Below are 8980 nucleotides of genomic sequence, written 5' to 3' on the forward strand. Positions count from 1 at the left end.
ACAAAGCAACCTCAGCCTTCAGAACCGCTCATCGGCTATGGCCGGTAAGATCAGCTCCCGCACATAGCTCGCCGCCGACAGTTCAAGCAGCGTGCGTACCATCAGCACCACATCATGCAGCGGTATCAGCCCCCCTTCCCCACGCACCGCAGCCTCGGCCACCGGCACGTCCAGACCGTCCTCGGTATTCAGGTATCCCAGGTTCAGGCACGTCACCCCAAGGCCCTGCCCCCGATAACCTTCGCGCAACGCCTCGGCAATACCGCGAAGGGCGAATTTGGAGGCGGCAAAGGTCACTTCCGGGCGACCACTCTGGGGCAAGCCCGAGGTGGAGCCGGTCAGGATAATCCGTGGTTTTTCGCTTTCAAGCAGCAACGGCAGCAGGCGCTTGATCAGCAGGATGGTTGCCGTGATGTTGCAGTCGACCATGCGCTGCAATTCCACATCACGGTCTTCAAGGAAGCTGTAGTGCGCCTCGAACGCTTCGGCCTCCCACAAGCCGAGGTTGTAGATCAGCGTATCAACCCCGCCCTCGGCCACTGCTTCGGCAATGGCCTCGACGGCGGCAGCGGGCTGGCCGAGGTCGGCCTCGATCCACTGGGCTTCAACACCCTGGCCCAAGCTCACGTCTGCTGGCCGGGTGCGAGAGACGCCGACCAAAGTGTCACCCGGTTTGCCCAACCCTTCCATGAAGGCCTTACCCAGGCCCTTGCTGGCGCCGACTACCAGAACTCTCATCGCATCACTCCCTGTCGATTTGAATCGGAGTCGGCATTCTAGGGTGTTTGAGGATCAAGCGGCGATAGCGACCTGTTTCAGCGCGTTATTCAAGGCCTTGACCAGTTCAGCCACTTCCTGGCACTTCTGCACCGCCAGGTCCAATGGGCTTCGCAGCAACGCGCAAGATGGCGCCACCCACAGCCGCTCCCCCAGACGCTCGTGGGCATCGCGCAGCAGGTCCAGGGTCTTTTCCTGGTCGCAAGGCAAAGCGTTGCGGCCGTCGACCAAGCCCAGCGACAGCACCTTGTAGGCCGGCAGGCGGTCGAGCATGGTGGTGTACTGCTCGGGTGCCTGCACCAGGTCGATGTGCAAGCCATCGACCGGCAGGTTCGCGGCCAGGCCAAGGTTGCCTTCAAGCCCCCCCGCGTAAGTGGCGATCAACTTCTTCAAAGGTGCGCGCTGAAGAATGTTGTAGACGCGTTCGTAGGCGTTTTTCCAATCTTGCGGCAACTCAAGGGCGAGGATCGGTTCATCGATCTGCACCCACTCGACACCCAGGGCAGCCAGGCGGTTGAGGGTTTGGTCATACAGCGGCAGCAGGCTGTCGAGTGGCTCCAGTTTGTCGACATCACCGGCCTTGGCTGTGGCCTGCCACAGGTAGCTCAACGGGCCCAGCAACACCGGCTTGACCGCATGGCCCAGGGCTGTGGCTTGCGCTACTTCCTCGAAAAGCTGTTCCCAGTTCAGGGCAAACTGCTGGTGGTCACCGGCCAACACCTGGCCGTACCAGGCAATGTCGCCGACTGGCAGCAGTTCTATGCCGGCGTCTTTCTGCACCTGCCACAGCTCATGGTCGCCGCAGGTGTGTGGAAAGCCCAGGTTATGTGCCAGTGCCATGTCTTGTCCCTTCAGCATGCATAAATGATTGAGGGGATTTTCCGGTTCGCGGACCGTTGAGGCAAACTCATTAAATTTGAGATGAACTCAAGATTTCTTCATGATCATGTCTCAATCAGGGCACCCTCCTGCGCCCCCGGACATGATCCGGTCCACCTTGTGCCGCACAATGGCACCTTGACCACACCAGGTACCCGGCCACATGAGCCTGCTGAAAACCGCGCTGCGCGAACAAAATTTCGTCTGCGTGACGGAGTTCGTCCCCAAGCCTTCCGCAGAACGCTTCGCCGCCATGGAAGCGATCATGGTCCGTGCGCACCTGTGTGGCTGGCCGATGACCATTGCCATCGGCGACCGTGTCGGCAGCCCGCTGGACATGTCGCCGCTGGACGCCCTCGCCTCGTTCAGCAACCCGGTGCCTGCCCTGCCGCACTTTTCCGGCAAGGACCGCGAACGCCACCACCTGCTCGCCCAGTTGCAACGCATGGACGCCGCCGGCCTCGACCAGCTGTTGCTGCTGACAGGCGACCGCCTGCCCGGCCACGAGCCTGGCCAGCGCCCGGTGCGTTACCTGGAGTCGGTCGCCGCCCTGCAGATCGCTCGCCAGGCTCGCCCACACTGGCTGCTGGGCGCTGCACTGAACCCGTTCAAGTACCACGAGGAAGAAGGCGGCGCCCAGTATTTCAAGGCCGAAAAAAAGCTGGCAGCAGGCGCCGACTTCCTCACTCTGCAACTGGGGTTCGATGGGGATAAACACCAGGAAGCCATGCACTGGATGCGCCGCCAGGCCACGCCCAAGCCCATGCTGGCGTGCCTGATGAGCCTTACCCACGGGCGCGCTGCGATGCTCGACCACGTGGCTGGCGTTACCGTCACACCGTCGATGCGTGACATGCTCGAAGCGGAGACCGTGCAGTCCAAGGCCTTTGCCCAGGCACGCAGCGTTGACCGCCTGGCCTTGCAGATCATCGGCGTGAAGCTGATGGGTTACGCCGGCGTGCATCTGTCAGGGGTTCACGAACTCAAACAACTGCTGGCCCTTGAGGCACGCATCGAACACTGGCAAACCCGGATCCACACCCTGGATCAATGGGCGCCTGCATGGCGCGCCAGCTGGCAGATGCCCGGCCTGCCGGCAGTCACCTTCCATCCGCCGCAGGCGGGTTGGCGCCAAGGCGAGTCACGGGTCGATGCTTCGCTCACAGAAAAAGCGCGCTATCACCTGATGCACGGCATGCATTCATTGCTGTTCAGCCGTCGCAATAGCCTGAGCAAGGCATTTGGCTGGGCGGTGCGCCAGCCGCTGTGGTCAACACCGGTTGGCGCACAGGTGCTGCACAAAATGGAGCGCGCAGTGAAACGGCCATTGGTGGGCTGCGACACCTGTGGCCGCTGCCGCCTGGAAGACACGTTGTACATCTGCCCGGAAACCTGCCCCAAGGGCCTGGCCAACGGCCCCTGCGGCGGTACCGCACTGAACCGCTGCGAGTTCGGCGACCGCGAATGCATACACAGCATCAAGTACCGTACGGCCAAGGCCGTTCGGCAAACGGCGGTGCTCACCGAGCGTCTGATCCCCTGCATCGAGGTCGAAACCCGCCACCGCAGCTCATGGCCGCAGTGGTTCGCGCCACAAACGCCGCGCCGGCTCAGCCCGCAGCCAACGCCTCGAAGCCAGCCCGAATCGTAGCCTCGGGCAGTTCATCGGCGATGAACACCATCACGCTTTCGCGGGTTTCACCTTCAGCCCACTCGGCATCCCAGTCGAAGCCGTAAAGCTTGAGCACACCCTGGAACACCAGCTTGCGGTCCTCTCCGGCAATGTTCAGCACGCCCTTGTAACGCAACAGCTGTTTGCCGTGGGTTTCCAGCAGGTCGTTCATGAAATCGCTGAGGCGGTCGATGTCCAGCGCGGTTTCCGTACGCAACACCAGCGTGGAAATACGGTCCGGGGTAGCCGGTTTGAGTACAGGGCGTAACGTCGGCTTCAGGTTCGCACCCAAGTCGGGGTGGAGGTTGAAGCCACGCACATCCAGTAGCTCAGCCAGGTCGATACGACCGTGCTCGACCACCCGGGCTGCGGCCCGACCATTGATGCGGGCCAGGCGTTCGCGCAGGGCTTCTACCGCAGCCGAGTCAACCAGGTCGGTCTTGCTCAACAGCAAGCGATCGGCAAAGCCGACCTGGGCCTGGGCAATGGTTTGGGTCAGGTGCAGTTCGGCATGAGCCGCGTCTACCAGGGTGATGATGCCGTCGAGGATGTAGCGCTCACGCAGTTCCTCGTCGATGAAAAAGGTTTGCGCCACCGGCGCCGGATCGGCCAGGCCTGTGCATTCGATTACCAGGCGGTCGAAGGCGATTTCGCCAGCGTCCAGGCGTTCAAGCAGCAGGTACAGGGCGCGGGTGAGGTCGCCGTGGATGCTGCAGCATACGCAGCCGTTGGCCAGGGTCATCACCTGCACCGGTTCGTCGCCCAGCAGTTGGCTGTCAATGCCAGCCTCGCTGAACTCGTTTTCGATCACGGCGAGTTTCAGGCCGTGCTCGGCCTTGAGCATGTGCTTGAGCAAGGTGGTCTTGCCGGCACCGAGGAAGCCAGTGAGCACGGTTACGGGAATGGGCGTCTGCACGCAGTAAATCTCCTGAATCTGAAATGACTGTGGGAGCCGGTTACCCAGGCTCCCACAGGTTCACACGTGTCGCAGGCTCAACAGCACTTGGGCCCGGACTTGCCACCGTAACGCGCTTCCTGACGTTCGCGGAAGAATTCCTCGTACGTCATCACCGGCTTGTCCGGGTGGGTCTTCTGCATGTGCTCGACATAGTTGTCGTAGTCGGGCATGCCGACCATCAGGCGGGCTGCCTGCCCCAGGTATTTACCCAGTCGACCCAGGTCGTTGAACATGACTGCAGTCCTCTCGATTACGCGTCAGGCAGTGCCTGGAACGGGGTTTCCTTGTCGGTACGTTCCTTGCGGCCCAGGGCGGCATAGCCAACCTTGATGGCGAAGAACAGGATGCTGAACACCACCAGCAGGAACAGAATCGTCAGGCCCGCGTTGGTGTAGGCGTTGAAGATCACATGCTGCATCTGCCCGATGTCCTTGGCCGGGGCCAGTACCTGGCCGGCGTCCAGCGCGGTGCTGTATTTCTTGGCCAGGGCCAGGAAGCCAACCGCCGGGTTCGGGTCAAACAGTTTGATCAGGCCTGCAGCCGTGGTGCAGATCAGCAGCCAGACGGCCGGCACCAGGGTGACCCAGATGTAGCGCTGACGCTTCATCTTGATCAGCACTACGGTACCGAGCATCAGGGCGATCCCGGCCAGCATCTGGTTGGAGATGCCGAACAGCGGCCACAGGGTGTTGATGCCGCCCAGCGGGTCAATCACGCCCTGGTACAGCAGGTAGCCCCAGAGTGCCACGCAACCCGCGGTGGCAAGCAGGTTGGCGCCCCACGATTCGGTGCGTTTGAGCGCCGGCACGAAGCTGCCCAGCAGGTCTTGCAGCATGAAGCGCCCGGCACGGGTACCGGCGTCCACCGCGGTGAGGATGAACAGCGCCTCGAACAGGATCGCGAAGTGGTACCAGAAGGCCATGGTGTTTTCACCTGGCAACACCTGGTGCAGGATCTGCGCGATACCGACCGCCAGGGTCGGCGCACCGCCGGCACGGGCCAGGATGGTGTGCTCACCGATGTCACGGGCGACGGCTTCAAGCTGCTCAGGTGTAATCAGGAAGCCCCAGCTGCTGACCGTCTGCGCCACCGACGCCACGTCTGCACCAACCACGGCGGCCGGGCTGTTCATGGCGAAGTACACACCCGGCTCGATCACCGAAGCGGCGACCATGGCCATGATGGCGACGAACGACTCCATCAGCATGCCGCCGTAGCCGATGTAGCGGGCGTTGGTTTCGTTGTCCAGCAGCTTGGGCGTTGTTCCCGAGGAGATCAGCGCATGGAAGCCGGACACCGCACCACAGGCAATGGTGATGAACAGGAACGGGAACAGGGTGCCCTTCCACACCGGGCCGGTGCCGTCGGTGAACTGGGTCAGCGCCGGCATTTTCAGCTCGGGCGCGATGATCAGGATACCGATGGCCAGGCCAACGATAGTGCCGATCTTGAGGAAGGTGGACAGGTAGTCACGCGGTGCCAGCACCAGCCATACCGGCAGCACCGCGGCAACGAAGCCGTAGCCCACCAGCATCCAGGTGATCTGCACGCCCGTGAAGGTGAACGCTGGGCCCCACACCGGGTCTGCAGCGATTACACCGCCCAGCCAGATCGAAGCCAGCAGCAAAACCACGCCTATGACCGAGATTTCGCCGATGCGGCCCGGGCGGATGTAGCGCATGTAGATGCCCATGAACATCGCGATCGGGATGGTCGCCATCACCGTGAACATGCCCCATGGGCTTTCGGCCAGGGCCTTGACCACGATCAGCGCCAGCACCGCCAGGATGATGATCATGATCAGGAAGCAGCCAAACAGGGCGATGGTGCCCGGAATGCGGCCCATCTCCTCGCGCACCATGTCGCCCAGCGAGCGGCCGTTGCGGCGGGTAGACAGGAACAGGACCATGAAGTCCTGCACCGCACCGGCCAGCACCACACCGGCAATCAGCCACAGCGTGCCGGGCAGGTAGCCCATTTGCGCGGCAAGCACCGGGCCGACCAGGGGGCCTGCGCCAGCGATGGCGGCGAAGTGGTGACCGAAAAGAATGTGTTTGTTGGTCGGGACGTAGTCCAGGCCGTCGTTGTTGAGCACCGCAGGCGTGGCGCGCCGCGGGTCGAGTTGCATCACCTTGGTGGCGATGAACAGGCTGTAGTAACGGTAGGCAACCAGGTAGATGGCCACTGCCGCGACCACGATCCACAAGGCGTTGATCGCCTCACCGCGCCGCAGGGCTACCACACCCAGCGCGCAGGCCCCTATGACTGCCAGCGCCAGCCACGGAATGTGGCGTAGCAGGCTATTATTGTTGTTCATGGTTTGCTTCCAGCTGGTGGATTGGAAAGACCGCCCACCGAGTCTAGGGCCAGTCATCGCGCATTGCCACACTTGCTTTGGTCTAGAGCCTCTGCGGCCAGATTGCGGTACCTGATGCACATACCACTCTAACTATAGTCAGGATGTCACCTTAGGACCCACCCGAGGACCCATGCCATGAGCGATCACGACGAACGCCGCCGCTTCCAGCGTATCGATTTCGACGCCCCCGCCGAACTGCGGCAAGGCCTGAAGTGCTGGCCTGCCAAGTTGCTGGATCTTTCACTCAAAGGCCTGCTGATCGAGCGCCCGGCAAATTGGGACGCCGACCTGACCCAGGACTTCGACGCCACTATCCATCTGGGTGAGGAAGCCCGTGTAAAGATGCAGGTCGAGCTGCGCCACGAAGAACCCGATCGTCTGGGCTTCATCTGCCTCTATATCGACGTCGATTCGATGACCCATTTGCACCGTCTTGTGGAATTGAACGTGGCTGACAGCACCGAAATGATGCGTGAGCTGCGCGAACTCATCGAATAATGAAATCTCTTAGCTAGCTAATAGCTCTCCCGCCTGACGTTTCCTGTCTACCCAGACAGCTTTAAGCCTGGGTAGCAGTACTTTGTACACACCCCTCTAGCACCGCTTTCGATGAGTTGGTACGGCTTCTGCATTGGGTTTTTGCACACCCAGCGGTCGCCCGTGTACGCGCTCCGATCAAAATCTTGTATACAATTTCTGTGGCAATCATTGGCAGGAAATGTCTACAGTAGCGACACAACAATAAACAGAGAGCCTGCTCCATGACTACGTCCCCTAGCACGTCTCCCACCAAGCGCCCCGAGGATGAAAACCTCGGGCTTGGTGCCAACCTGGCCTATGGTCTGCAGCATGTGTTGACCATGTACGGGGGGATCGTCGCGGTACCCCTGATCCTGGGGCAGGCCGCTGGCCTGAACGGTGCCGAAATCGGCATGCTGATCGCGGCCTCGCTGTTTGCCGGTGGCTTGGCCACCCTGCTACAGACCTTGGGGCTGCCGTTCTTCGGTTGCCAGTTGCCGCTGGTGCAGGGCGTATCGTTCGCCGGTGTGGCGACCATGGGCGCGATCCTCAGCAGCGAGGGCGGCGGTGGCTTACCGGGCGTGCTTGGCGCGGTCATGGCGGCATCGCTGATCGGCTTTCTGATCACGCCGGTGTTCTCGCGCATCACCAAGTTCTTCCCGCCACTGGTGACCGGTATCGTCATCACCACCATCGGCCTGACCCTGATGCCAGTGGCCGCACGCTGGGTAATGGGCGGCAACAGCGCCTCGCCAGAATTCGGCAGCGTGGCCAACATCGGCCTGGCCGGGCTCACCTTCGCCATCGTGCTGCTGCTGAGCAAGCTGGGCAGCGCGACCATCTCGCGCCTGTCGATCCTGCTGGCCATGGTGGTCGGCACGCTGATCGCCTGGGCGCTGGGCATGACCGACTTCAGCAAAGTCACCGAAGGCCCGATGTTCGCCTTCCCGACGCCGTTCCATTTCGGCATGCCGGAATTCCACATCGCCGCGATCCTGTCGATGTGCATCGTGATCATGGTGACCCTGGTGGAAACCTCGGCCGACATCCTCGCCGTAGGTGAGATCATCGATACCAAGGTCGACTCCAAGCGGCTGGGCAATGGCCTGCGCGCCGACATGGCATCGAGCATCCTGGCGCCGATCTTCGGCTCGTTCACCCAGAGCGCGTTCGCCCAGAACGTTGGCCTGGTGGCCGTGACCGGGGTCAAGAGCCGCTATGTGGTGGCTACCGGTGGCGTGATCCTAGTGGTGCTCGGCCTGCTGCCGATCATGGGCCGGGTGATTGCCGCCGTACCTACCCCGGTACTGGGCGGCGCGGGCATCGTGCTGTTCGGCACCGTGGCAGCCAGTGGTATCCGCACCCTGTCGAAGGTCAGCTACAAGAACAACGTCAACCTGATCATCGTCGCGGCCTCGCTGGGCTTCGGCATGATCCCGATTGCCGCGCCGACCTTCTACCACCACTTCCCGAACTGGTTCGAGACCATCTTCCACTCGGGCATCAGTTCGGCGGCGATCATGGCCATCCTGCTGAACCTGATCTTCAACCACTTCACCACCGGCAACTCGGAAAACCAGTCGGTGTTCGCTGCAGCCTACGAGCGCACCATCCAGTACTCGGACATTTCTGCGTTGCGTGATGGTGACTACTTCAAGGATGGCAAGCTGTTCGACGCTGAAGGGAATGAGGTGCCGATGCTGGAGGTGGACGAGCATGGCAATGAAACAGTCAGGCGGGCAGCGGTTGCCGAGCATTGACTGCTGACTAAGCGGTGAAGTGGAGGGGCCGACGCGCATCGTCGGCCCCTTTTTCG

8 protein-coding genes are annotated in these 8980 nt (G+C 61.9%); 3 read left to right on the forward strand and 5 right to left on the reverse strand.

Annotated elements, in window-relative coordinates; genetic code table 11:
- Positions 1-18: 18 nt before the first annotated feature.
- On the reverse strand, positions 19-738 hold the full coding sequence (locus ACF8MI_RS02935; RefSeq protein ID WP_060499980.1) for an SDR family oxidoreductase: 720 nt from the start codon (positions 736-738) through the stop codon (positions 19-21).
- A gap of 54 nt (positions 739-792) precedes the next feature.
- Positions 793-1617, reverse strand: coding sequence for a 5-methyltetrahydropteroyltriglutamate--homocysteine methyltransferase (locus ACF8MI_RS02940; RefSeq protein ID WP_104833957.1), 825 nt, complete (start codon positions 1615-1617; stop codon positions 793-795).
- 202 nt (positions 1618-1819) lie between these two features.
- Between ACF8MI_RS02940 and ACF8MI_RS02945 the strand changes: the two genes are divergently transcribed.
- On the forward strand, positions 1820-3307 hold the full coding sequence (locus ACF8MI_RS02945; RefSeq protein ID WP_182408673.1) for a methylenetetrahydrofolate reductase C-terminal domain-containing protein: 1488 nt from the start codon (positions 1820-1822) through the stop codon (positions 3305-3307).
- Here ACF8MI_RS02945 and yjiA read toward each other — a convergent pair.
- From yjiA to ACF8MI_RS02960, 3 genes are all read right to left on the reverse strand, one after another.
- A complete protein-coding gene (gene yjiA, locus ACF8MI_RS02950; protein ID WP_060499982.1) occupies positions 3267-4244 on the reverse strand; it encodes a GTPase in 978 nt (325 codons plus the stop codon). The genes ACF8MI_RS02945 and yjiA overlap by 41 nt on opposite strands.
- A 77-nt stretch (positions 4245-4321) precedes the next feature.
- A complete protein-coding gene (locus ACF8MI_RS02955; protein WP_016713459.1) occupies positions 4322-4519 on the reverse strand; it encodes a YbdD/YjiX family protein in 198 nt (65 codons plus the stop codon).
- 17 nt (positions 4520-4536) lie between these two features.
- The gene (locus ACF8MI_RS02960) at positions 4537-6603 is read right to left on the reverse strand and encodes a carbon starvation CstA family protein (RefSeq protein ID WP_060499983.1); all 2067 of its coding nucleotides are present in this window, start codon (positions 6601-6603) and stop codon (positions 4537-4539) included.
- A 177-nt stretch (positions 6604-6780) separates the two neighbouring features.
- Here ACF8MI_RS02960 and ACF8MI_RS02965 point away from each other — a divergent pair, with 177 nt between their 5' ends.
- A complete protein-coding gene (locus ACF8MI_RS02965) occupies positions 6781-7143 on the forward strand; it encodes a PilZ domain-containing protein (RefSeq protein WP_060499984.1) in 363 nt (120 codons plus the stop codon).
- Between the two features lie 263 nt (positions 7144-7406).
- Entirely contained in the window at positions 7407-8924 is a 1518-nt protein-coding gene (locus tag ACF8MI_RS02970; protein ID WP_060499985.1) for a nucleobase:cation symporter-2 family protein, read from the forward strand.
- The last annotated feature ends 56 nt before the right edge of the window (positions 8925-8980 follow it).

This window comes from Pseudomonas sp. yb_9 (assembly GCF_043103635.1).
In the GTDB taxonomy this organism is placed as follows: Bacteria; Pseudomonadota; Gammaproteobacteria; order Pseudomonadales; family Pseudomonadaceae; genus Aquipseudomonas; species Aquipseudomonas monteilii.

What these genes read in the sequence shown, in the direction of transcription:
- ACF8MI_RS02935 (WP_060499980.1), bottom strand. Translation starts at nt 738, where the DNA reads ATGAGAGTTCTGGTAGTCGGCGCCAGCAAGGGCCTGGGTAAGGCCTTC.
- ACF8MI_RS02940 (WP_104833957.1), bottom strand. Translation starts at nt 1,617, where the DNA reads ATGGCACTGGCACATAACCTGGGCTTTCCACACACCTGCGGCGACCAT.
- ACF8MI_RS02945 (WP_182408673.1), top strand. Translation starts at nt 1,820, where the DNA reads ATGAGCCTGCTGAAAACCGCGCTGCGCGAACAAAATTTCGTCTGCGTG.
- ACF8MI_RS02955 (WP_016713459.1), bottom strand. Translation starts at nt 4,519, where the DNA reads ATGTTCAACGACCTGGGTCGACTGGGTAAATACCTGGGGCAGGCAGCC.
- ACF8MI_RS02960 (WP_060499983.1), bottom strand. Translation starts at nt 6,603, where the DNA reads ATGAACAACAATAATAGCCTGCTACGCCACATTCCGTGGCTGGCGCTG.
- ACF8MI_RS02965 (WP_060499984.1), top strand. Translation starts at nt 6,781, where the DNA reads ATGAGCGATCACGACGAACGCCGCCGCTTCCAGCGTATCGATTTCGAC.
- ACF8MI_RS02970 (WP_060499985.1), top strand. Translation starts at nt 7,407, where the DNA reads ATGACTACGTCCCCTAGCACGTCTCCCACCAAGCGCCCCGAGGATGAA.